Origin of the sequence: Tatumella sp. UCD-D_suzukii, assembly GCF_000611875.2 — a bacterium.
GTDB classification, from domain to species: Bacteria; Pseudomonadota; Gammaproteobacteria; order Enterobacterales; family Enterobacteriaceae; genus Tatumella; species Tatumella ptyseos.
In genome coordinates this window covers 185,297-207,816 of the sequence record NZ_JFJX01000056.1, presented here as the reverse complement: position 1 = coordinate 207,816, position 22,520 = coordinate 185,297, and the positions used below count along the sequence as shown (strand labels likewise).

Genomic DNA, 22,520 nt, shown 5'->3' with positions numbered 1-22,520 from the left:
ATTCACCCTAGGATCCGTCTGCGGATTGCATAATAATACTTAATCAGAAAATTTCGTCGCGGACTCCCGGTCGGTGCACAACGGTTAAGTAAAGGCATTAACTTCCGCTTTATCCTGGTCTGTAATAGTAATACTTCTTCACCGGGTGGTATCGTAGCCCCGTGTGATCCCGGTACAGGTTTTCCCGCCAGCCGCAAATAAAGCTCCCGCTGCCACGGAGTGCCTGAAAGGTATTTTTCGAAATTATCATAAAAATCGACATGAATAGTATTCCAGGGTTTATTTTCCCCGGCATAATGGATCAGCTTCGGATGGAGGCGGGCAGAAAGAAATTCCATATAGGTTGAAAAACACAGATTCGGGAAAAAGTCATGAGTATTTCCGTTACCGTGATAGACATTCCATTCCAGCGGTAAATAAAATACCCGGTCATAAAACACCTTATTCATAATATCCTGATCAAGGAACCAGTAATGTTTTTCCTTCATGGCTTCCATCAGGGTATCGAACGTATTTTCTTTGTTCATCTGACTGATATTAAAGAGAATAATACCTGCCTGAAAATAATTTTCTGTTCTCGTCATCCCGAGGGTTTTCAGCAGATACTTCCGTGCCGGCATCTGCCCGTCGGAAGAATCGGAAATAGCGCCAAATTTAACAAATCCCTCCATGACAATATCCCGGACCGCCGCTACCAGATGATCGCCCAGGTCAGTGTCATAGACGCTTGCGACATCCTCTTCTGTTACCGTATCCGCATCAATGAATAACACTTTGTCGTAAAGAGAAAAAAGACGCGGAATAAACAGCCTGGCATAAGTCGCAGAGGTAAAGTGGCCTCTGGTATGCACCTCACTCAGTTCAGTAAAGGTATTAATATCAAAAAATCTCAAACTAAAACTTTTCTTATCCTTTACCAGACTGTATAATCTTTTCTTGTTAAGAGAAGAAATGCCATTTTCCAGAATAACAATATCGTAGTTTCTCTGGTCATCTGAATTTTTTAACAATGAATGGATCAGTGCGGCACCGGAAATACTGTAATTGTCATCAAAACAGATCACCACAGGTACTGCTCGCCCGTCAAACGCGGGAGGGATTTTTCCGTTAAATGTTTCTTTTTCTATAAAAGTACGCTGCACCTCTTTGATAACAAGTTCCGGCCGTTGCGACCTTTTGTGCAAAATGAAGATATTGAATAGCCGCTCTGCAATATGTCCTATGACCCGTTGTTCCCGGGCATTGTAGTTTCTGAAAGAAATTTTTTTCTCCAGAGCGTCAAGGATCGAGAAGAGCCATTCTGAATATTCATTAAATAATTCCCGCTTCATGACAAACATATTGGTGTAGTACCCGCAGTCTGCCTGATTAAATATTTCCGCATCCGGCCTGTAGTCAGGGTAAAGTTCATACAAGGTGGCAAGCGCCAGATCATAATCTTCAATGTGCAGATCGTCACCTGCTCCGTAATGAATATAATTATTTCTGCTGCCGGCATTCGACACCGGCCAGGCTTTAGGCAATAAAATATCTGTCTGCTGCAGGCAGCGCTCAATACCCGCATCCGTTAGCTGAAATTTTTCCTCGTAGGCTGTATCAATCTCTGGCTGAACCACGACTCCCCAGAGGTCTTCTTCATAGTCCTGCTGCTCAGAAAAGTTAAGATGTCGCCGGTAATGCATAAAACCGACGTACTCTGCAGGCTCCCCGTTCTTCCATGCCCAATACTGCGCCGTCAGCTCACAGTAAAACGGATTTTTATAGGAGATATTGTCTCCCCTGTCATCCCCCTCACAGCAGAGAGTATTCAGGCTGGTGGCTTTCCCCACATGTAACGGAATGACAGAGGGAGCAGACAGGAAAGCCCCGGGTTTATGGTAGCTGGTGTAAATTCTGAACTTTTTCATATTAAGACATCATATTTATATATTGTGAAATAATATCGTCTGCCTTACCGACAGCCTGCAGCCGATGGTTTTCGATCCAGATAACCTTGTCACAAATTTTTCCGACATCCATCATGTTGTGACTGACAAACAGGATAGTGACACCGCGCTGTTTAAACTCACGGATGGTCTCCAGACATTTGTTCTGGAAGGCAATGTCACCCACTGCCATGACTTCGTCGATGATCAGGATTTCCGGGTCCGTCTGACTGATGACAGAAAAACCCAGCTTTGCCAGCATACCGCTTGAATAAACGCGAATAGGCTCATCAATAAAATCACCCAGCTCTGAAAAGGCGATAATGCCTTCCAGCTTCTGCATCACCTGTTTCTTCCTCAGGCCCAGCAGAGTGGCATTCAGGATGATATTTTCTCTGCCGGTCAGCTCAGGATGGAAACCGCCCCCCAGCTCCAGCATCGATGCAATCCGACCATGAGTAATGACACTGCCACTGCTGGGCTTGATGACACCCGCCACCAGCCCGAGTGAAGTACTCTTACCGGCACCGTTACGCCCTATCAACGCAACCGCTTCTCCTTTCTCTACAGTAAAGCTAATATTTTCTATTGCCGTATATTTGCGTCCCCGAAGTAAATTCATTGCACGACGTGGATGAAAAATAAGGTCTTTAATTCCGGTCCCGATATGGTGATATAAAGGATAGGCTTTCGAAACATCCCTGAATTCAATAGCAGCACTCATCATAATATCTCAGCAAATTTAAACTTTAGCTTATTGAATATATAGCAACCCGCAAGCAGTACCAGTATTGCCCGCAGGTAGATACAGGCAATATTTTGATAATGGATCACGCCTTTCATAAACAGGTCCCGCCATGCCAGCATCATTTCAGAGACCGGATTAATGGTCAGTAGCCATTGATATTTATCAGGGATCAGGTCAACAGAATAAAGTATCGGGGTGCAATAAAACATCAGCATGATACCCAGAGGAACAAACCGCTCCAAATCTCTGAAGAACAGGTTAAGCGAGCTAATAGCCAGCGCAATACCTAAGGTCAGCATCATCTGTGCCAGGCCTATCAAGGGTACGCCCCATAGCCAGCTGACCGACGGAGATATCCCGTAAAAAATCAGAAAGGCAACAATCACCGGCAAGGTACAGAGAAAGTGCAGAAACTCCATAAATACATTACAAAACGGAATGATTGAGCGGGGAAATACTGTTTTTTTAATCACCTGAGCATTAGCAAGAAACGAAAACAATGCATTATTTACTGAGTTTGCAAACCATTGCCAGGGAAATAATCCTGTGATAAGAAAAACTGTATAATCTGGTATTTGTACTCTCATCACTAATTTAAAAATAAAATAATAAATTAATGCAAATAACAGAGGATTAGCAACAGACCATAGATAGCCGAGAAAACTACTTTTATACCTGACTTTAAGTTCCTTTTCAGTCAATACAGAAATAATATCAACCAAATAACCGGGACTATACTTCATGTAATTACATTCCGGATTCTTATGAGTAGCTTATTAGATCTTAGAAATACGTTACCGCTACAGACGGGATGCCTGAAGAGATTTGCCACTCACTATAATGAATATTCTGCCGTGGCAGGGGCTGAGACAGCCCCTGCCGGGGAGATCCTGTGATCAGTATTACCGATATCCGTTCGGATTTTTACTCTGCCAGCGCCAGGTATCGCGCATCATTTCGTCAATCCCGCGGGTGACTGTCCATCCCAGCTCTTTCTCCGCCAGTGAGGGATCGGCCCAGAAGGCCGGCAAATCACCACTGCGGCGGGGTTTAATCTCAAACGGGATCTCCTTGCCACATGCTTTCTCAAAGGCTTTGATCATTTCCAGTACGGAATACCCTTTACCCGCCCCCAGATTATAAGCACGGCAACCATGGCCTTTCTTAAGATGATCCAGGGCTTTCAGGTGCCCCTCTGCGAGATCGACCACATGGATATAATCCCGCTGGCAGGTGCCATCCGGTGTATTGTAGTCATCACCGAAAACACCCAGTTTTTCCAGTTTACCGATGGCGACCTGAGCAATATAAGGCAGCAGGTTATTCGGGATACCGGCAGGATCTTCACCGATCTCACCCGAATGATGTGCTCCTACCGGATTGAAATAACGCAGAGCAATAGCATTGAAGCGTTCATCCGCACGAGCGAAATCCTGCATAACCTGCTCAATCATTAGTTTCGATGTTCCGTAAGGGCTGGTCGTCCCCCCTATCGGGGTGGTTTCCACATAAGGCACCGGTGCATTTTCACCGTAAACCGTCGCTGAAGAACTGAAAATAAAGTTCCCTATGCCGGCTTCACGCATTTCTTCCAGCAGAATAACGGTACCGGCAACATTATTTTCATAATATTCCAGAGGCATACGTGTCGATTCACCTACCGCTTTCAGCGCAGCGAAGTGAATAACCTCAGTCACCTGATGTTCTGCAAATAACTTTTTCAGGCATTGGCGATCACGGATGTCCCCCTGTATAAATACAGGGGCTTTCCCCGCTAAAGTGGCCACGCGTCGCAGTGATTCTTCAGAGGCATTACAGAGGTTATCCAGGACAACAACCTCATCTCCGCGTTCAAGGAGCGCCAGTACCGTGTGGGAACCAATGTACCCTGCTCCCCCCGTCACTAAAACAGACATATCAGACTCCGTATCTTAAAATTTTATCCGTCATTATTTCGCAATGATTTCCCTAAGAGTCTCACGAAACTCCTGTCCCTGAGACGGATTTCGCAGGCCATAGCTGACAAAAGCCTGCATATAGCCGAGTTTACGACCACAATTATAATCAATACCGGTCAGCAACATAGTATCCACCGGATGTTTTTTATTGAGGCTGGCGATGGCATCCGTTAGCTGTATTCTTCCCCAGGCACCTGCTTCGGTATTTTCGAGTTCTTTCCAGATATCTGCAGACAATACATAACGGCCTACCGCCGCAAGATCAGAATCCGGCAGCGCCTCTTTTTCAGGTTTCTCGACGAACATTTCAATGCGGCTGGTATCGCCCGGGTTTTCCAGCGGCTCACGCGTAGTAATAATCGAATATTCGCTCAGATCTTCCTCAGGCATGTGCTTACTCAGCACCTGGCTACGACCGGTCTCTTCAAACCGGTTGATCATGGCGGCCAGATTATAACGTAAGTGATCGGCACTCGATTCATCCAGCACAATATCCGGCAGCACTACGACAAAAGGGTTGTCACCAATCATCGGTCTGGCACTGAGCACCGCATGTCCCAGCCCCAAAGGCTGTGACTGGCGGACATTCATAATAGTCACCCCGGGAGGGCATATGGACTGAACTTCGCTGAGTAACTGACGTTTAACCCGCTGTTCAAGCAGGGCTTCGAGTTCATAGGTGGTATCAAAGTGGTTTTCAACCGCATTCTTTGAGGCATGTGTGACAAGAACGATTTCTTTAATCCCTGCGGTCGCACACTCATCAATGATGTATTGGATCATCGGCTTATCGACAATCGGCAACATTTCTTTAGGGATCGCTTTCGTTGCCGGTAATAAATGCATACCTAACCCTGCAACAGGAATGACTGCTTTTAATTTGGTCATAAACATTCCGTTTTTAAAAAAATCAGTCCCGGCAGTATGAGTGAAAAGCAGTGACAGGCAGCATAAGCATTCTCTGAATTTAGGCTGCGTCACACTTTTTTCCTGCGGCCAGTCAGGTCTGAGAGGACTAAAGTGCTGCCTATCATAGTAGCTTTTCGGATAATAAGTCTTAAATCAGGTCAAAAAATTGTCATTTTCTGATCATTGTCTGACTGTCGGATTTCATTGCTGGATTTATTTACTCACTATAGTAATGAGCACGCCGATAAGGACAGATAACTGCCGATACTCACCGGTATGTCAGCAAGGATGAAAAGCGGACCGTCTGCCAATAGCCGGGTCTGCCACAGACCACGGCACGGACGATAAGTCGGTTAGGATAGCAAAGGTACCTGGAACTCACGCTGACGCCCCCGGCCTTTAATGTCCGGGGGCAGGAAAGACTAGTGGTGAGCCGGGTGCTTATCCGGAGTCTGCGCCTGCCACTGATGAAAGCGGCTTTTCAATTCATTCCGGAAATCACCGTTCAGCACACGGGTGATCGGTAACGAATAACTCAGCTTATCCCACGGGCCGTAGAAACGTACCGGAATGATTTGGCCTGAAAGCAGATGTACCAGCCGGCTGTCCCCTTTCCAGTTTGTCATCAGTAAATTAAAGGTAACATCCATAGAGCGCTGACGAAAATCCACATCTCCGGCTGCATCTATCTGTACCCCATTCCCCTCACCTTTCAGGGATGCAAAGCGTAATACCCCCGGAGTCAGGCGGAAATTACCGTCGAGGGAAGGCATCACCGGCGTCTGCTCTGGCTGATATTTCACCCGGTCACTGCTGACAGCCACGGCATCACTGACCATCTGCTGCAGGTTAAATGCACCGGTATTCGGATGTGTCACACGAATACTGGCCTGCCCCTGCCATCCGGTCAGAATATCCTCGTGAGTAAAGCCGTTACCACTGAACTCTCCTTGCAGTGTCAGGTCCCCACTCAATGCCGGAGGGAGCCGGAGGAGAGATAATACCGGCTGCAGGCTGATATCCTGCAATTGTGGCCGCAGGCTCACTTGCGGTAACGCGCTACGCCAGTCTACCTGACCCGGCAATGAAAAATGGCCTTCACCCAACTGCCCGTCAAGCAGAGTCATCCGCGTGATGCCGCCGGTGCTGGTCGCCTGAAGTGACAGATTTTTTAGCTGTAATCCACGCCAGAGGGCATTCTGCGAACGAAGACTGATATCCATATCAGCGGTGCGTAACCAGCTATCCTGCAGGGGTAAATCATCCCGGTCGGCGATGACCGGGGCGCTGACAGACCGCACTACCGTGTGACTTCCGGAATTTCCATCGGAGGCAAGCAGATGATCAAAGTCGATATTCACGGAGGTCAGTTGTGCGTGCAATGAAGGGGCTGGCAGTAATTGCCCGGCAATCTCACCGTGGAAATCACTATTATTGGCCTGCAACTTCAGCCCGGAGAGCCGGAAATGCTGAGCGGCAGGTTGCCAGCTGACGCTGAATTCCGCCTGACCGTTAATTCCGCCGACTGGCAGTTCAACGCCAGAGGCCTGATATGCAGCCTGACTGACCTGTAATGACAGCTGTTGCGGGTACTGGCTGGCATCCAGGTGGCCCTGAATATTTAATAGCAGGTTCTGTTGATTACGTGAGACACGGGTACTTAATTCAAACTCGCCCTGTTTCACCGGGTCCTGGCGGATACTCAGATTAAGATTACGGAAGTTGATCTGATTACCCTGAGCATCCTGCCAGATAAACAGACTGTCAGCGATATTCAGCTGCGCAATATCAAAACTCCAGCCACGGGTCAGCGAGGCAGTATTGGGATCCTCCTCCGGCGCCACCGGCGCCCCCGGCGGACGTTCACTTCCGGCCGCAGGGATATCACGAATGATCGCGTTTTTCAGCAGAACCTGGCTGACTTTAAGCTGATGAGATAAAAGCGGGAATAATTCGACATCCAGGCGCATATTGCCGGCGCTGACGGCCGGAACACTGGCCCCCGGGGCCGTCAGGGTGACCTGATCACTGAGAATGCTCAGTCGCGGCCAGACATGCCAGCGTAAATTGCCGGATAACTGTAACTGATAACCACTGCGTTTTGCCACCTGCTGTACCATGTAGCCACGAAAATCGTTCGGATTGACCAGCATCACGAGTGCTGTCATTCCTGCAACAACGACCACGAGCAGAATGGCCAGTGTGGTTATCAGTCTTCTCATACCATCCCCGGTGTATTTCGCTAGTCTTTATCAATCCTGCTGGCTACAGCACCCTGCTGATCACGATATTTTGCATCCTGGCGGCGATTGTAAGGGCGCTCTGCCGGACCGGATAACGGTTCAAAGCTTAGTGCTCCTATCAACATACCGGGCCGCAGCGCTAATGGCAATTTGCCGGAGTTGAAGAATTCCAGCACAATCCGGCCTTTCCAGCCCGGGTCGATGCGATGCGCCGTCACATGCACCATCAACCCCAGACGAGCCAGTGATGAACGACCGTCCAGCCAACCAACCAGGTCCGCCGGTAAAGTCACGGATTCCAGCGTGACCGCCAGAGCCAGTTCGCCCGGGTGCAGGAAAAAGGCTTCGCCCTCAGGCAGAATAATCTCTTCGCTCATCACGCGGTCCAGCGCTGCACTGACTTCATCTTTCGGGCCACTGAGGTCGATAAACGCCGCAGTATGTCCACGGAAAGTCCGGAACTGATTGCCCAGACGCACATCCACGGTGGCTCCGTTAATACGTTCGACAGGAGGACGAGGTGATATTTCAAGCCGGCCGTCATCCAGCCAGCTTTCTATGTCACGGTCACACAATCTCATGCAGATAACTCCATTTCACTGACAAAACAGGGAAGGCAAGCCTTCCCGGTGAACTCTTTATTCAAAAAACTGATTGATCTTCGCTTTAAGAATATCGATAGCGATACGGTTTTTGCCACCGCGCGGCACGATAATGTCCGCATATTGTTTTGACGGTTCAATAAACTGCAAAAACATCGGACGCACTGTTTTCTGATACTGGGTCATCACGGAATCCATCGAACGACCCCGTTCATTAACATCCCGTTTCATCCTGCGCATCAGGCAGATATCCAGCGGCGTATCAACGAAAATAGAAAAATTAAGTTCGCCGCGTAACCGGGCATCTGTCAGCAACAAAATGCCTTCCAGGATAATCACCTTCTTAGGTTCCAGCTTACGGGTTTCTTTCATCCGTGTATGTTCAGAGTAGCTGTAAACCGGGAGATCGATCGCATGACCTGCTTTAATTGCCTGTAAATGCGACAATAATAAATCATGATCCATCGCATTAGGATGGTCATAATTCGTTTTAATTCTCTCTTCCATGGTGAGATGGCTTTGATCCCGGTAATAACTATCTTCGGGAATAACACCAATATGTTCGTCACCTACCTGGTCACGAATTTCACGATAGAGCGTGCTGGCAATCAAACTTTTGCCTGAAGCAGAAGCGCCGGCAATACCCACAATTACGCACTGATGGGACGAGTCAGTCATACGTTTTAAAGACCTGAAACTGAAGCCGGTATCATTTCCGGTTAACGACCGGGGATACTGGCAGAATGAGAGGGTTTACGGCGGCGATTATAGGGATTTCATCCCGTTGATGCCAGAGAAAAGCGTGGTTTATCTTCAGACATCTGCCCATAGGCGCTTCAGAGAAAGTTATGTATACTGCTCCGCCAGCTTTATAATGGCGCATTTCTCTGCCGGATCCTTTATCCGCCCGTTGCCCTGTTGACCGGAAAACCATGTACTGGAAGAATCTGACCTATTTTGGCGATAGTATGCTGTTACTGCCTACCGCCCTGCTGCTTGCACTCTTTTTATTCTGGAAAAGTCAGCGCTGGCAAACCGCCTTCGGCTGGCTACTGAGTTTCGGGATTGCCGGGGGGCTGGTCAGTATTTCGAAAGTCATGTTTCTGGGATTTTTCCTCGGCAGTCAGTCATTGAATTTTACGGGGTTCAGCGGACATACCACGATGTCCTCCGTGCTCTGGCCGGTACTGATGTGGATGATCTCCGGGGGCCGCCAGCCCTGGCTGCGACGGACACTGATCACGTTCGGCTATCTGTTACCCCTGGCGGTCGGCTATTCCCGCCTGCAACTCCATGCGCATTCACCCAGCGAGGTGATAAGCGGTGCGACGCTGGGGGCTATCCTGAGTACCGGATACCTGTTGATACAGCGTCATACGCGGCTTAATAAAGTCAGCCTGTTGCAACTGGCAGCCTTTGCGGCCCTGCCCGCGGTGATCATCTTCACCGGTCAGCCTGCCGCCACACAGCAGTTCCTGTCTGTCCTGTCCGCACGCCTGGCCGGTATCGAAAAACCCTATACCCGTGCCCAACTGCTGCATGCCGGTCATGCCAATTAGTGGTCCGCCATTTACGGCATCACGATAACAGGGTAAAGTCGCCCCCTTTTTTTGACTCTCCGGGGGCGCAGACATGTTTATTGGTTTTGATTACGGTACAGCTAACTGTTCAGTAGCGACAGAAGATAACGGGAATTTCCGGCAACTGTTGCTCGAAAATTCCTCTGCGCTGCTCCCTTCGATGATCTCTGCGCCGCTGCGAACTGTCCCCAGTGAATGGCTCTATCGCTGCCACAATGTTGATTTCCCGCTCCCGGAAAATAAAGCCCTGTTGCAGTATTCTTTGCGTCTTAACCGGGAAGAAGATATTCCGGTCACCCCGCAGGGCGTCAGTTTCGGGCTACAGGCGCTGGAAAACTATATTGCGGACCCGGAAGATGTCTGGTTCGTCAAGTCGCCTAAGTCCTTTCTCGGTGCCCCGGGTCTGAAGGCTCAGCAGGTTGCCTTCTTTGAAGATCTGGTCTGTGCCATGATGCTGCATATCCGTCAGCAGGCAGAACAGCAAACCGAACAAGCCATCACCCATACGGTCATTGGCCGCCCGGTCAACTTCCAGGGCAACGGCGGCAGTGAAGCCAACGCTCAGGCACAAAATATCCTGTTACGCGCCGCGCAACGTGCCGGTTTCCGTGAAATAGAATTTCAGTATGAACCGGTGGCGGCAGGGCTGGAATTTGAATCCACACTCACCCGTGAAACCCGGGTGCTGGTGGTGGATATCGGCGGAGGTACGACCGACTGTTCTCTGTTACTGATGGGGCCTGCGTGGCAGCATAAAGCCGACCGTGTGGATAGCCTGCTCGGCCACAGCGGCTGTCGTGTCGGCGGAAATGATCTGGATATCATGCTGGCCTTTAAAACGCTGATGCCATTACTGGGGCTGGGGGGCAGTGCCCGTAAAGGCACGGCCCTGCCGGCACTCCCCTGGTGGAATGCGGTGGCCATCAATGATGTCAATGCACAAAGTCAGTTCTACTCCGGCGAGTGCGGTCAGTTACTCCGCCAGATGGTGAAAGATGCTGAGCATGCGGATTTAGTCACCCGCCTGCTGAATGTCTGGAAAAATAAGCAGAGTTATCAGCTGGTCCGCAGTGCGGAGGAGAGTAAAATCCGCCTGTCCAAAACCCCGGAAACCACAGTTCCACTGGACTATATCGATGCAGGGCTGGCTGCCGCACTGGAAGTGCAACAAATGGAAGACGCCATTGCACAACCGCTGGAGAAGATGATCCGGCAGATTTCCGGCGTGATGGCCGAATCATCCACCCGGCCGGACGTCATCTATCTGACCGGGGGCAGTGCCCGCTCTCCGTTATTACGTGAGGCCATCAGCCGCGTTCTGCCGGGCATCCCGTTGGCCAGCGGCGATGACTTCGGCTCGGTGACACTCGGTCTGACCCGCTGGGCGAAAACCTTGTTCAGTTAATACTTGTCCGGTGCCGGTTCCTCCCGGCACCGTGAAGCGCTTTTATTCCTTTCTGCGATGCATTTCCTTATTTCCTTCAACTTTCCCTGCTGATTTATCGTTATACTGACAGGCCAACGTGCGGATATTGCCTGATTTAATGATGCGGGAGAGCATAATTAAGCATGAAAGCAAAACTTCGAGTCACTCGTCTCTTTCTTATTTTTTGTGTTGTGATCATTGCCGTACTGGCCGGTATGTATTTCTGGCAGACGGAGAGCGCTAAGGCCGCCTCTCCTGCCCGACGTACGGCTTCTTCCACCCCGCCGGTTCAGGTGGCTGAAGTTAAGGTGATGACCGTCCCGCAATATATTTCCGCTCTCGGCACCGTGACAGCCTCTTCAACCGTCACCGTCCGCAGCCGTGTCGACGGGCAACTGATGTCTCTGCATTTTCATGAAGGTCAGCCGGTCACTGCCGGGCAATTACTGGCTGAGATTGACCCCCGTCCTTTTCGTGTTGCTCTGTTACAGGCCGAAGGCCAGCTGGCGAAAGACCAGGCGACGCTGGCTAATGCCCGTGCCGACCTGCGACGTTACCAGAAACTGTCGGCGACAGGACTGGTCGCGCGCCAGGAACTGGATAATCAGCAGGCACTGGTCAGCGAAACCGAGGGAACCGTCAAAAGTGATCAGGCATCCGTTGAGAGTGCCCGCCTGAACCTGACGTACAGCCAAATCACCGCGCCTATTAGTGGCATTGTCGGTCTGAAACAGGTGGATGCCGGTAACTACATTACCGCCGGGGATACCAATGGCATCGTCGTGATCACACAGACCCACCCGGCAGATGTGATTTTCACGGTTCAGGAAGGCGATATTGACCGCATTGTTCAGGCACAAAAACAGGGGCAGCCACTGCCCGCAGAGGCCCGTGACCGTACCGATACCCGCCTGCTGGCGGAAGGCTCCCTGCTGAGTCTGGACAACCAGATAGACAGCAGTACCGGTACCCTGAAACTAAAAGCCCGGTTTACCAATCAGAATAATCAGCTGTTCCCGAACCAGTTTGTCAATATCCGCCTGCGGGTCAACACCCTGAAGAATGCGTTAGTCATCCCTGTCGCGGCATTACAGATGAATACCAAAGGTTACTTTGTCTGGGTGGTCGGGCCGCAAAATAAAGTGCGCAGAGCCTCCGTGACCACGGGACCGCAGCAGGGCGCGTTACAGGTAATCGATAGTGGTTTACAGGCGGGGGACCGCGTAGTGACTGATGGCCTCGATCGTCTGAATGAAGGCACCGCCGTCAACATCGTCACCCCGGCAACGGCAGAAAACACCGGGGACGCCACCTGATGAATACCTACTCCGGGCTCCCGGGCGGAGGGCCTTCACGTCGTTTTATCCTGCGCCCTGTCGCCACAACCCTGTTGATGGTAGCCATTGTGCTGGCAGGTATCATGGGTTATCGCTTTTTACCGGTGTCCGCCCTGCCGGAAGTGGATTACCCGACCATCCAGGTGGTCACAGGCTATCCCGGAGCCAGTGCAGAAGTGATGACAACGTCGGTTACCGCCCCGCTGGAACGTCAGCTCGGGCAGATGTCCGGGCTGAAACAGATGGCGTCCGCCAGTTCCGCCGGCGCCTCCGTGATCACCCTGCAATTTCAGCTCTCCCTGCCGCTGGATATTGCTGAACAGGAAGTTCAGGCTGCCATTAACGCCTCGATGAATTACCTGCCTGATGACTTACCTGATCCGCCGGTGTATAACAAGGTCAACCCGGCGGACCCGCCGATTATGACTCTGGCCGTGACCACCCAAAGTCTGCCACTGACGCAGGTTGAAGACCTGGTAGAAACCCGTATTGCCCAAAAGATCTCCCAGGTTACTGGCGTCGGTATGGTGACTCTGGCCGGGGGGCAACGACCGGCTATCCGCATCAGTCTGAATGCCCCGGCACTCGCTGCACTGGGATTAACCAGTGAAGATATCCGTACCGCTATCGGTGCTGCCAATGTGAATACTCCCAAAGGCAGCCTTGATGGTCCGGAACGTTCACTAACGCTCTCCGCGAACGACCAGTTGAAAAATGCCGAAGACTATCGGCAGCTGATTATCAGTTACCGGAATAATGCCCCTGTCCGTCTGGGCGATGTTGCCACCGTCACGCAAGGGGCTGAAAATCAGTGGCTTGGTGCCTGGAATAATGGTCAGGGCGCGATAGTGATGAATGTATTGCGCCAGCCCGGGGCGAATATTATAGCCACCGCTGACAATATTCGTGCCCTGCTCCCCTCTCTGCAAAGCAGCCTGCCGGCCTCAGTGAAGCTTCAGCTGGTCAGTGATCGTACGCAGAATATCCGCGCCTCCGTCAGTGATACTCAGTCTGAACTGATGCTGGCGATCGCCCTGGTGGTGATGATTATCTACCTTTTCCTGAGGAATATTCCTGCCACCATTATCCCTGCCGTGGCTGTGCCATTGTCGCTGATCGGCACTTTTGCCGTCATTTATATGCTGGGCTTTTCAGTGAACAATCTGACGCTAATGGCACTCACTATTGCGACAGGTTTTGTGGTGGATGACGCGATTGTCGTGATCGAAAACATATCACGCCATATCGAAAATGGCCTCTCTCCGCTACAGGCCGCCCTGAAAGGGGCTTCAGAAATCGGCTTCACAATCATTTCACTGACCATTTCACTGATAGCGGTGCTGATCCCGCTGTTATTTATGGGGGATGTGGTCGGCCGCCTGTTCCGTGAATTTGCAGTGACTCTGGCCGTTTCCATTTTAATCTCGGCCCTGGTCTCACTTACCCTGACTCCGATGATGTGTGCCAGGATGCTGAAAGGGGGAACCCATCACCAGCAAAATCGTTTTTCTCTGGCCTGTGAGGCCCTGTTTGAACGGACAGTGGCCGGTTACGGGCGTCTGCTGACGCGGGTATTGCGTCACCGCTGGCTGACGCTGGGGGTAGCTGTCGGCACCCTGATACTGACGGTTCTGCTGTGGATGGGGATCCCGAAAGGCTTCTTCCCGGCCCAGGACAATGGCCTGATTCAGGCAACTCTGCAGGGGCCTCAGTCCGTCTCCTGGCAGGGAATGGCCGATCGTACACGTCAGGTGGCCGCCATCATTCAGAAAGACCCGGATGTGTCGAATGTCACCTCGTTTGTCGGTGTCGACGGGACGAATACTGCGCTGAATTCCGCACGCTTACAGATCACGCTGAAACCGCTCTCTCAGCGTAGCGAGCGGATCCCTGCCATAGAGAACCGTTTACAGCACGCGGTGAGTCAGCTGCCCGGCATTCAGCTATGGATGCAGGCAGTACAGGACCTGACCATTGATACATCCGCCAGCCGGACGCCTTATCAGTTCACTCTGCAGTCACCGTCACAATCAGAGCTGGCTTTATGGATCCCGCGGCTGGTTTCACGGTTACAACAGGCACCGCAATTACGGAGTGTCAGCAGTGACTGGCAGGACCAGGGGAATGAGGCCTATATTCGTGTCGACAGGGATACCGCCAGCCGGCTGGGTATTTCTATGTCAGATATCGACAACGCACTGTACGATGCTTTCGGACAACGGCTGATCTCGACCATTTATACTCAGTCCAACCAGTACCGCGTGGTGCTGGGCCAGCCTATGCCAGCCAGCGGGGGACTCAGTGCTCTGCAGAATATCCGCCTGACCACCAGTGAAGGCGGCACCCTTCCGCTGACCTCCATTGCCAGTATTGAACAGCGCCACACGCTGCTGACCGTTAACCATCTGGATCAGTTCCCTTCGGCGACAATATCGTTTGATATTGCTGAGGGTCATTCACTGGGAGACGCCGTGGATGCGATTACGCACATTGAACAGTCGCTGAATTTACCTGCAGATATGATGACCCGCTTCGAAGGCAGTGCCCTCGCCTTCCGGGCAGCCCTCAGCAGTACCGTCTGGCTGGTGATAGCCGCCATCATCGCCATGTATATCGTGCTGGGGATCCTGTATGAAAGCTTTATCCATCCGGTCACCATTCTGTCGACCCTGCCGGGTGCCGGCGTGGGTGCATTGCTGGCCTTACAGATTTCAGGGCATGAACTCGATATTATTGCCATTATCGGTATTATTCTGCTGATCGGTATTGTGAAGAAAAATGCCATTATGATGATTGACTTCGCCTTATCTGCCGAGCGGAATGAGGGTATGTCGCCGGAGGAAGCCATCTTCCGGGCCTGCCTGCTACGTTTCCGCCCTATTCTGATGACGACCATGGCAGCCCTGCTCGGGGCGCTCCCTCTGATGCTGAGTACCGGTGTCGGCGCAGAGTTACGCAGGCCTCTGGGGATCTCAATGGTCGGTGGCCTGATTGTCAGTCAGGTGCTGACACTGTTTACCACCCCGGTGATCTACCTGCTGTTTGACAGCCTGTCGAAAAAACTGAGACGTAAACAGAACATCGGCTCAGCACAGGATCTGTCATTGTGAAGGCGCTGGACCTGTTTATTCACCGCCCGGTCGGCACCCTGCTGTTTTCGCTGGCGATCGTGCTGGCGGGTGTCCTTGGCTTTCGTTTACTGCCGGTCGCGGCCTTACCGCAGGTGGATTTTCCTGCCGTAGTGGTCTCGGCCAGTATGTCAGGGGCCTCGGCAGAGACGATGGCGGCCTCCGTGGCCACGCCACTGGAGCGCTCTCTGGGCCGGATTTCCGGTATCAGCGAAATGACCTCCACCAGTACGCTGGGGACGACCCGTATTATCCTGATTTTTGATCTTAACCGGGATATTAACGGCGCTGCCCGCGATGTCCAGGCCGCACTGAATACTGCCCAAAGTCTGTTGCCAAGCGGTATGTCGTCACGCCCGACCTACCGTAAAGCCAACCCGTCCGATGCACCGGTTATGATCCTGACACTGACCTCAGATACCTATTCCCGGGGCCAGCTATACGATTATGCCACCACCCGTCTGGCACAAACGATTTCCCAGATAGACGGCGTCGGCGATGTCACCATCGGCGGCGGATCCCTCCCTGCCGTGCGTGTCGATGTTAACCCGCAGCAATTATTCAGTCAGGGCATTTCGCTGGATAAGATCCGCAGCCAGCTCAGCGCAGCAAACCAGCGCCTGCCGCTCGGGGCTATTGATGACGGGGAACAACGCTGGCAGCTGGCGACAAATGATGTGCTGGATGATGCCAGCCATTACCGTTCGGTCATTGTTCACTACAACAACGGGGCCGCCGTGCGGCTGGGCGATATTGCGACCGTGACAAATGATGTCCAGGACATACGTAATATTGGTCTGAGCGACGGAAAACCGGCGATCCTGATGATGATCCGTAAAACCGCTGACGCCAACGTTATCTCAACGGTGGACCGTATCCGTGAAAGACTGCCGGTACTGCGCCAGGAAATTCCTGCGGCTATCCAGCTCAGTATCGCCCAGGACCGCTCACCGACTATCCGGGCCTCACTTAATGAAGTGGAACAGTCACTGATTATCGCGATTGCCCTGGTGATCCTGGTGGTCTTCCTGTTTCTGGGATCGGCCAGAGCGACATTGATCCCGGCGATCGTGGTGCCTGTCTCCCTGATTGGCAGTTTCTCTGCCATGTATCTTTGTGGTTTCAGCCTGAATAATCTGTCACTGATGGCCCTGACCATCGCCACAGGCTTTGTGGTGGACGATGCTATTGTCGTGCTGGAGAATATTGCCCGTCACGTGGAAGCCGGCATGAAGCCTTTTGCCGCCGCTCTGCGCGGGATCCGCGAAGTCGGGTTCACCGTACTGGCGATGAGTCTGTCGCTGGTCGCGGTATTTTTACCACTGATGTTCCTGGGCGGACTGATTGGCCGGTTTTTCAATGAATTTGCCATTACCCTGTCGGTCGCGATCCTGATTTCTTTGGTGATTTCCCTGACCCTGACCCCGATGATGTGTGCCAGATTGCTGAAGCTGACGCCGGCAGACACCCCGCGGCGCCGTTCCTGGTTTCAGAAAGGCATGGACGGCATTCAGACCGGTTATGCCCGCTCATTACGCCGCGTACTGCGCCATCCGAAAACAACCCTCTGCGTATTACTGGCCACGGTCGCGCTGACGGTCGGATTATTTATCACCCTTCCGAAGACGTTTTTACCTGAACAGGATACCGGCCGTATCTCCGGCAATATCCAGGCTGACCAGAGTATTTCTTTCCAGGCCATGCGCGATAAACTGGCCGATTTTATGCGCATTGTCAGTGCGGATCCCGCCGTCGATAATGTCACCGGTTTTACCGGGGGTATGCGTACCAATAGCGGTTCGCTCTATATTTCGCTCAAACCGTTGGCAGAACGAAAGGTCAGTGCCCGACAGGTGATCGACAGGCTGCGAAATGCACTGGCGAATGAGCCAGGCGCACGCTTATACCTGAATCCGGTTCAGGATATTCATACCGGCGGCCGCTCGTCGAACGCCAGTTATCAGTACACATTGCTGTCGGATGATCTGCAGGCTCTCCGCCAGTGGTCCCCTAAAATACTTGAGGCATTCCGGCATCTGCCGCAACTGACCGATGTGAGTTCAGACCAGGAAGACCACGGGGGTGAACTGCAACTGGTGTATGACCGGGCCAGCATGGCCAGACTGGGGATTAACGTGGCACAGGCGAATGCCTTACTGAATGATGCCTTTGGTCAGCGGGAAATCTCCACTATTTACCGGCCGATGAATCAGTACAAAGTGGTCCTGGAGGTGGATCCCCGGTATCTGCAGAATGCCTCTGCCCTCGACCAGATGTACCTGATCAATGATCAGGGTCAGTCGATACCGTTATCACGTATTGCACACTGGGCGCCAGGCAATACACCGACCGCGGTTAACCACCAGGGACTGTCTGCCGCTGCCACACTTTCGTTTAACCTGCCCGACGGTGTCGCGCTGTCGCAGGCTTCCGCGGCCATTGACCAGACGATGGTTCGTCTGGGGGTTCCGGCCTCCATTCGCGGCGAGTTTGCCGGCGATGCAAAACTTTTCCGTGACAGCCAGTCCAGCCAGCTATGGCTGATTATCGGGGCGATTGCCACGGTCTATATCGTGACCGGCATGCTGTATGAAAGCTATATTCATCCGGTGACCATTCTCTCGACCCTCCCCCCGGCCGGGGTGGGTGCCTTGCTGGCCTTACGCCTGTCCGGCACCCCCTTCAGCCTGATTGCGATGTTAGGTATCCTGCTACTGATAGGCATAGTGAAAAAGAATGCCATTATGCTGATTGATTTTGCGCTGGCCGCAGAGCGGGAAGGCAGGCTCTCTGCACGCGAGGCTATCTATCAGGCCTGTCTGCTGCGTTTCCGCCCGATACTGATGACTACCCTGGCGGCACTTTTTGGTGCACTTCCGCTGGTATTTACCTCCGGAGATGGCGCAGAATTACGGCAACCTTTAGGAATAGCCATCGCCGGCGGATTAATTATCAGTCAGTTACTGACGCTGTACACGACCCCGGTGGTATTTCTGTTCATGGATAAACTCAGTAAAGGCCGCAGGCCTGTCACAGGAGAACCGTGATGCACTCAGAACCCGGTAATGCCTCTGCACCGACCCCGCCCTCTGTGCGCTGGCAGTTGTGGATCGTCGCCATCGGCTTTTTTATGCAATCGCTGGATACCACGATTGTGAATACGGCGCTGCCTTCCATGGCAAAGGCCCTGCATAGCAGCCCGCTGAATATGCATATGGTGGTTGTTTCCTATGTATTAACGGTCGCAGTGATGCTGCCGTTAAGCGGCTGGCTTGCGGATCGTCTGGGGGTACGAAATATTTTCTGCAGTGCTATCGTACTGTTCACGCTGGGTTCGGTCTGCTGTGCCCTCTCCTCCACGCTGGATCAGCTGGTGATGGCGCGGGTGCTGCAGGGCATGGGCGGGGCCATGATGGTGCCGGTCGGCAGGCTGACGGTAATGAAAATTGTGCCGCGGGCCCAATATATGGCGGCGATGGCTTTCGTGACCTTACCGGGCCAGGTCGGTCCGCTGGCCGGCCCTACCCTTGGCGGCCTGCTGGTGGAATACACCAGCTGGCACTGGATTTTTTTGATCAATATCCCGGTCGGGATCATCGGCGCCTGGGCGACTCTCCGCCTGCTGCCAAACTACCGCTTACCCGGGCGACGCTTTGATTTCCGGGGGTTTCTGCTGCTGGCCATTGCGATGGCTTCGCTGACACTGGCACTGGAAAGCCGCGAATGGACAGGAGACCGCACGCTCTGGTTATCCGTCCTGCTCAGTGCGGGGATAGGTTGTCTGGTGCTTTACCCTGTGTACGCCTTCAACCGGGATAATGCGCTGTTCAGCCTCGATTTATTTAAGAATCCGGTGTACCGCATCGGGTTAATCGGCAGTATGGTCGCCCGTACCGGCAGTGGCATGTTACCGTTTATGATCCCGCTTTTCCTGCAACTGGCGCTCGGTCTCAGCCCGTTTCATGCCGGGCTGATGATGATACCGATGGTCGCGGGCAGTATGCTGATTAAGCGTGTGGTGGTCAGGCTGGTCAATACCGTCGGTTATCGTCGTGCGCTGATCAGTTCCACACTGTTACTGGGACTGGTGGTCATGCTGTTCCCGCTCTTGTTACGGCTGGACCGGATTGAAGGATTACCGTTGGTCATGTTCCTGCTCGGTGGCGTCAACTCGGTCCGTTTTACGACCATGAATACCCTGACCCTGAAAGAGCTACCGGACACTCTGGCCTCTTCAGGAAACAGTTTGCTTTCGATGGTGATGCAGTTATCTATGAGTACCGGCGTCACCCTGGCAGGGTTACTGCTGGCAAGCTCAGGGCATGCGGCCCTCGCCGATACTGCCGCCCTGCGTCAGACATTCAGCATGGCCTGGCTGCTGATCGGATTATTCCTCTGGCTACCGATCATAGTTTTCTGGTTCGTCCCTGAAGACCTCAGCCGTAATACGCTGTTAAACAAAGGGCATCGGAAATCATGAAACTGCACTGGCGGGTGAACATCCGGGCGAAGCTGTTTATGACTATTTTCGGTAGCTGTCTGCTGGTACTGGTAGTCATGCACTGGGCGATGCGTATGAGCTTCGAGCACGGGTTTGTCGATTATATCCGTGAGAGTAATGAACAACGCCTGAACCTGTTAAGCGATGCCCTGGCCGAGCAATATCAGCAGCACGGGAACTGGACTTTTCTGCAGAAGAATAACCGGATCATCTACACCCTGCTGCACTCGCTGGAACAAAGTCAGCCGCGGGATAACTTCCCCTCGCCTGGCTGGCGTACCCCATTCTGGATTGTGGATAGTCAATACCATGTGCTGATCGGACCACGAAAAAAACTGCCGGTTCAGCGGGTTGAACATCCGATCACCACCCCGGAGGGGCGGGTAGCCGGTTGGGTCATTGGTTCTCCCCCGGAGCAACTGACACGCAGCACGGATATCAACTTTGACCATCAGCAAAAACGGGCCAGCTGGCTCATCGCGGCTCTGACAACGTTGCTGGCTGCCATCGTGACCTGGCGCCTTTCGCGCGAACTGCTGGCCCCGGTGAAACGGCTGGTTAGCGGTACCCACCAGCTGGCGGCAGGTCAACTGGCAACCCGGGTCAGGGTGACCAGCGATGATGAACTGGGCCAACTGGCCCGCGATTTTAATCAACTGGCTGAGTCACTGGAAAAAAATGAAACCAATCGCCGGGCGTTTATGGCGGACATCTCCCATGAGCTACGCACGCCACTGGCCATCCTGCAGGGGGAACTTGAAGCTATCCAGGACGGGGTTCGCCACCTGACTCCGGCCGCCGTCACCTCGTTACAAAGTGAAGTGATGACCCTGAAAAAACTGGTCGATGACCTGCATCAACTGGCACTTTCTGATGCAGGGGCGCTACGTTATCAGATGCAGCCCCTGTGCCTGAGCGAGCTGACAGAAAGTGTCTGCGCCACCTATGTACAGCGATTCCGCGATGCCGGCCTGTCGCTGCACTTTCAGTTACCGCCCACCGCCCCCTGCGTCGGTGACATCGGCAGGCTGAGTCAGTTATGCCATAACCTGTTGGAGAACAGCCTGCGTTATACCCGTTCCGGCGGCAGCCTGGTGGTCACTCTGCAACAACGGCAGGACGACCTTCAGTTATCTTTCAGTGATAGTGCGCCCGGCATCAGTGATGAACAGCAGCAACATATTTTTGACCGGTTTTACCGGGCTGAAGACTCCCGTAACCGCGCAAGCGGAGGGTCCGGTCTGGGACTGGCTATCTGCCGGGCCATCACAGACGCACATCAGGGCACCATTGACTGCCAGCATTCCGGGGCCGGAGGTGTTACTATCCTCGTCAGGTTGCCATTGATGACAGGTGAGCAAAACATATGACAGAACCTACCCTTTCTCCACGGGTGATGATTGTTGAGGATGAGCCAAAACTGGCCATGCTGCTGGTCGATTATTTACAGGCCGCCGGTTACCGTACCCATGTCGTCAGCCGCGGCGATGACGTGATCCCGCAGGTAAAAGCCACGCCGCCGGACCTGTTGATCCTGGATTTGATGCTGCCGGGCAAAGACGGACTGTCGGTCTGTCGCGAACTTCGCCAGTTCTCGGATCTGCCTGTGATTATGCTGACCGCCCGCAGCGAAGAAATAGACCGTTTACTGGGGCTGGAAATCGGTGCGGATGATTATGTCTGTAAACCTTTCAGCCCGAGGGAAGTGGTCGCCAGAGTGAAGATTATCCTGCGTCGCTGTCTGCGCGTCGCTGAAGAGTCCGTCGAGGTCTCTGCCCGACTGGAAATTGATAAAGGGCGATTTCGTGCCCGCTGGGACGGTCAACCTGTCGAGCTGACACCGGCTGAATTCCGGTTACTGACGGCTCTGTCACAGGAACCGGGGAAAGTGTTCACCCGTGAACAACTGCTTGATCTGCTCTATGACGATTACCGGGTGGTGGCCGACCGGACCATCGACAGTCACATAAAAAATCTCCGTCGTAAACTGGAAACACAGGATCAGGAACAGACGTTTATCCGTGCGGTCTACGGCCTGGGTTACCGCTGGGAAGGTCAGCGCAGCCGCCTGCTCTGAGATGGCGGCCAGACGGCCGTTCATACAGAAAGATTTACAACCCGATATTCCCTCACTACAATCCCCTTCTTTTTGTAGGGTTGTCT

The 22,520-nt window shown here is 52.7% G+C and carries 17 protein-coding genes; 9 read left to right on the top strand and 8 right to left on the bottom strand.

Annotation, left to right across the window (positions count from 1 at the left end; genetic code table 11):
- Positions 1-2: 2 nt before the first annotated feature.
- From CG67_RS13230 to CG67_RS13220, 3 genes are read right to left on the bottom strand one after another with little or no spacing between them, the layout of a single operon-like run.
- Positions 3-1,907: a DUF4422 domain-containing protein gene (locus tag CG67_RS13230; protein WP_025903422.1), complete on the bottom strand. Its 1,905-nt coding sequence runs from the start codon at positions 1,905-1,907 to the stop codon at positions 3-5.
- Between the two features lies 1 nt (position 1,908).
- Positions 1,909-2,649: an ABC transporter ATP-binding protein gene (locus CG67_RS13225; protein ID WP_025903421.1), complete on the bottom strand. Its 741-nt coding sequence runs from the start codon at positions 2,647-2,649 to the stop codon at positions 1,909-1,911.
- The gene (locus CG67_RS13220; protein WP_025903420.1) at positions 2,649-3,416 is read right to left on the bottom strand and encodes an ABC transporter permease; all 768 of its coding nucleotides are present in this window, start codon (positions 3,414-3,416) and stop codon (positions 2,649-2,651) included. The genes CG67_RS13225 and CG67_RS13220 overlap by 1 nt, the downstream gene beginning before the upstream one ends.
- A 21-nt stretch (positions 3,417-3,437) precedes the next feature.
- Here CG67_RS13220 and CG67_RS18680 point away from each other — a divergent pair, with 21 nt between their 5' ends.
- On the top strand, positions 3,438-3,569 hold the full coding sequence (locus CG67_RS18680) for a hypothetical protein (RefSeq protein WP_256360150.1): 132 nt from the start codon (positions 3,438-3,440) through the stop codon (positions 3,567-3,569).
- A gap of 6 nt (positions 3,570-3,575) precedes the next feature.
- Here CG67_RS18680 and galE read toward each other — a convergent pair whose 3' ends face one another.
- From galE to udk, 5 genes are all read right to left on the bottom strand, one after another.
- Complete coding sequence (gene galE, locus CG67_RS13215) at positions 3,576-4,589, bottom strand: UDP-glucose 4-epimerase GalE (protein WP_025903419.1); 1,014 nt, start codon at positions 4,587-4,589, stop codon at positions 3,576-3,578.
- A gap of 33 nt (positions 4,590-4,622) precedes the next feature.
- Positions 4,623-5,519, bottom strand: coding sequence for a UTP--glucose-1-phosphate uridylyltransferase GalF (gene galF, locus CG67_RS13210; protein WP_025903418.1), 897 nt, complete (start codon positions 5,517-5,519; stop codon positions 4,623-4,625).
- Between the two features lie 443 nt (positions 5,520-5,962).
- Positions 5,963-7,762, bottom strand: coding sequence for an outer membrane assembly protein AsmA (asmA, locus tag CG67_RS13205; RefSeq protein ID WP_025903417.1), 1,800 nt, complete (start codon positions 7,760-7,762; stop codon positions 5,963-5,965).
- Positions 7,763-7,782: 20 nt separating this feature from the next.
- Positions 7,783-8,364: a dCTP deaminase gene (gene dcd / locus CG67_RS13200; protein WP_025903416.1), complete on the bottom strand. Its 582-nt coding sequence runs from the start codon at positions 8,362-8,364 to the stop codon at positions 7,783-7,785.
- Between the two features lie 57 nt (positions 8,365-8,421).
- The gene (udk, locus tag CG67_RS13195) at positions 8,422-9,063 is read right to left on the bottom strand and encodes a uridine kinase (protein ID WP_025903415.1); all 642 of its coding nucleotides are present in this window, start codon (positions 9,061-9,063) and stop codon (positions 8,422-8,424) included.
- A gap of 254 nt (positions 9,064-9,317) precedes the next feature.
- On the opposite strand from udk, the gene CG67_RS13190 reads away from it, so the two are divergent.
- From CG67_RS13190 to baeR, 8 genes are all read left to right on the top strand, one after another.
- Positions 9,318-9,944 (top strand): phosphatase PAP2 family protein, encoded by a 627-nt coding sequence (locus CG67_RS13190; RefSeq protein ID WP_025903414.1) that lies wholly within the window; start codon positions 9,318-9,320, stop codon positions 9,942-9,944.
- Positions 9,945-10,017: 73 nt separating this feature from the next.
- Positions 10,018-11,370 carry a molecular chaperone gene (yegD, locus tag CG67_RS13185; protein ID WP_025903413.1) on the top strand — a complete coding sequence of 451 codons (1,353 nt, stop codon included), beginning with the start codon at positions 10,018-10,020 and terminating at the stop codon, positions 11,368-11,370.
- 164 nt (positions 11,371-11,534) lie between these two features.
- On the top strand, positions 11,535-12,707 hold the full coding sequence (locus tag CG67_RS13180; RefSeq protein WP_025903412.1) for an MdtA/MuxA family multidrug efflux RND transporter periplasmic adaptor subunit: 1,173 nt from the start codon (positions 11,535-11,537) through the stop codon (positions 12,705-12,707).
- A complete protein-coding gene (locus tag CG67_RS13175; protein ID WP_025903411.1) occupies positions 12,707-15,838 on the top strand; it encodes an MdtB/MuxB family multidrug efflux RND transporter permease subunit in 3,132 nt (1,043 codons plus the stop codon). The genes CG67_RS13180 and CG67_RS13175 overlap by 1 nt, the downstream gene beginning before the upstream one ends.
- Positions 15,835-18,903, top strand: a complete 3,069-nt coding sequence (gene mdtC, locus CG67_RS13170) for a multidrug efflux RND transporter permease subunit MdtC (protein ID WP_025903410.1) — start codon at positions 15,835-15,837, stop codon at positions 18,901-18,903. Before CG67_RS13175 ends, mdtC begins: the two co-directional genes overlap by 4 nt.
- Positions 18,903-20,336: a multidrug transporter subunit MdtD gene (gene mdtD / locus CG67_RS13165; RefSeq protein ID WP_025903409.1), complete on the top strand. Its 1,434-nt coding sequence runs from the start codon at positions 18,903-18,905 to the stop codon at positions 20,334-20,336. The genes mdtC and mdtD overlap by 1 nt, the downstream gene beginning before the upstream one ends.
- Positions 20,333-21,727, top strand: coding sequence for a two-component system sensor histidine kinase BaeS (gene baeS, locus CG67_RS13160; RefSeq protein ID WP_025903408.1), 1,395 nt, complete (start codon positions 20,333-20,335; stop codon positions 21,725-21,727). Before mdtD ends, baeS begins: the two co-directional genes overlap by 4 nt.
- A complete protein-coding gene (baeR, locus tag CG67_RS13155; protein ID WP_025903407.1) occupies positions 21,724-22,434 on the top strand; it encodes a two-component system response regulator BaeR in 711 nt (236 codons plus the stop codon). The genes baeS and baeR overlap by 4 nt, the downstream gene beginning before the upstream one ends.
- Positions 22,435-22,520: the final 86 nt, after the last annotated feature.

Coding starts and splice junctions, on each gene's coding strand:
- galF (WP_025903418.1), bottom strand. CDS start 5,519: ATGACCAAATTAAAAGCAGTCATTCCTGTTGCAGGGTTAGGTATGCAT.
- CG67_RS13225 (WP_025903421.1), bottom strand. CDS start 2,649: ATGAGTGCTGCTATTGAATTCAGGGATGTTTCGAAAGCCTATCCTTTA.
- baeS (WP_025903408.1), top strand. CDS start 20,333: ATGAAACTGCACTGGCGGGTGAACATCCGGGCGAAGCTGTTTATGACT.
- galE (WP_025903419.1), bottom strand. CDS start 4,589: ATGTCTGTTTTAGTGACGGGGGGAGCAGGGTACATTGGTTCCCACACG.
- udk (WP_025903415.1), bottom strand. CDS start 9,063: ATGACTGACTCGTCCCATCAGTGCGTAATTGTGGGTATTGCCGGCGCT.
- CG67_RS18680 (WP_256360150.1), top strand. CDS start 3,438: ATGAGTAGCTTATTAGATCTTAGAAATACGTTACCGCTACAGACGGGA.
- dcd (WP_025903416.1), bottom strand. CDS start 8,364: ATGAGATTGTGTGACCGTGACATAGAAAGCTGGCTGGATGACGGCCGG.
- CG67_RS13190 (WP_025903414.1), top strand. CDS start 9,318: ATGTACTGGAAGAATCTGACCTATTTTGGCGATAGTATGCTGTTACTG.
- baeR (WP_025903407.1), top strand. CDS start 21,724: ATGACAGAACCTACCCTTTCTCCACGGGTGATGATTGTTGAGGATGAG.
- CG67_RS13220 (WP_025903420.1), bottom strand. CDS start 3,416: ATGAAGTATAGTCCCGGTTATTTGGTTGATATTATTTCTGTATTGACT.
- yegD (WP_025903413.1), top strand. CDS start 10,018: ATGTTTATTGGTTTTGATTACGGTACAGCTAACTGTTCAGTAGCGACA.
- asmA (WP_025903417.1), bottom strand. CDS start 7,762: ATGAGAAGACTGATAACCACACTGGCCATTCTGCTCGTGGTCGTTGTT.
- mdtD (WP_025903409.1), top strand. CDS start 18,903: ATGCACTCAGAACCCGGTAATGCCTCTGCACCGACCCCGCCCTCTGTG.
- CG67_RS13175 (WP_025903411.1), top strand. CDS start 12,707: ATGAATACCTACTCCGGGCTCCCGGGCGGAGGGCCTTCACGTCGTTTT.
- CG67_RS13180 (WP_025903412.1), top strand. CDS start 11,535: ATGAAAGCAAAACTTCGAGTCACTCGTCTCTTTCTTATTTTTTGTGTT.
- CG67_RS13230 (WP_025903422.1), bottom strand. CDS start 1,907: ATGAAAAAGTTCAGAATTTACACCAGCTACCATAAACCCGGGGCTTTC.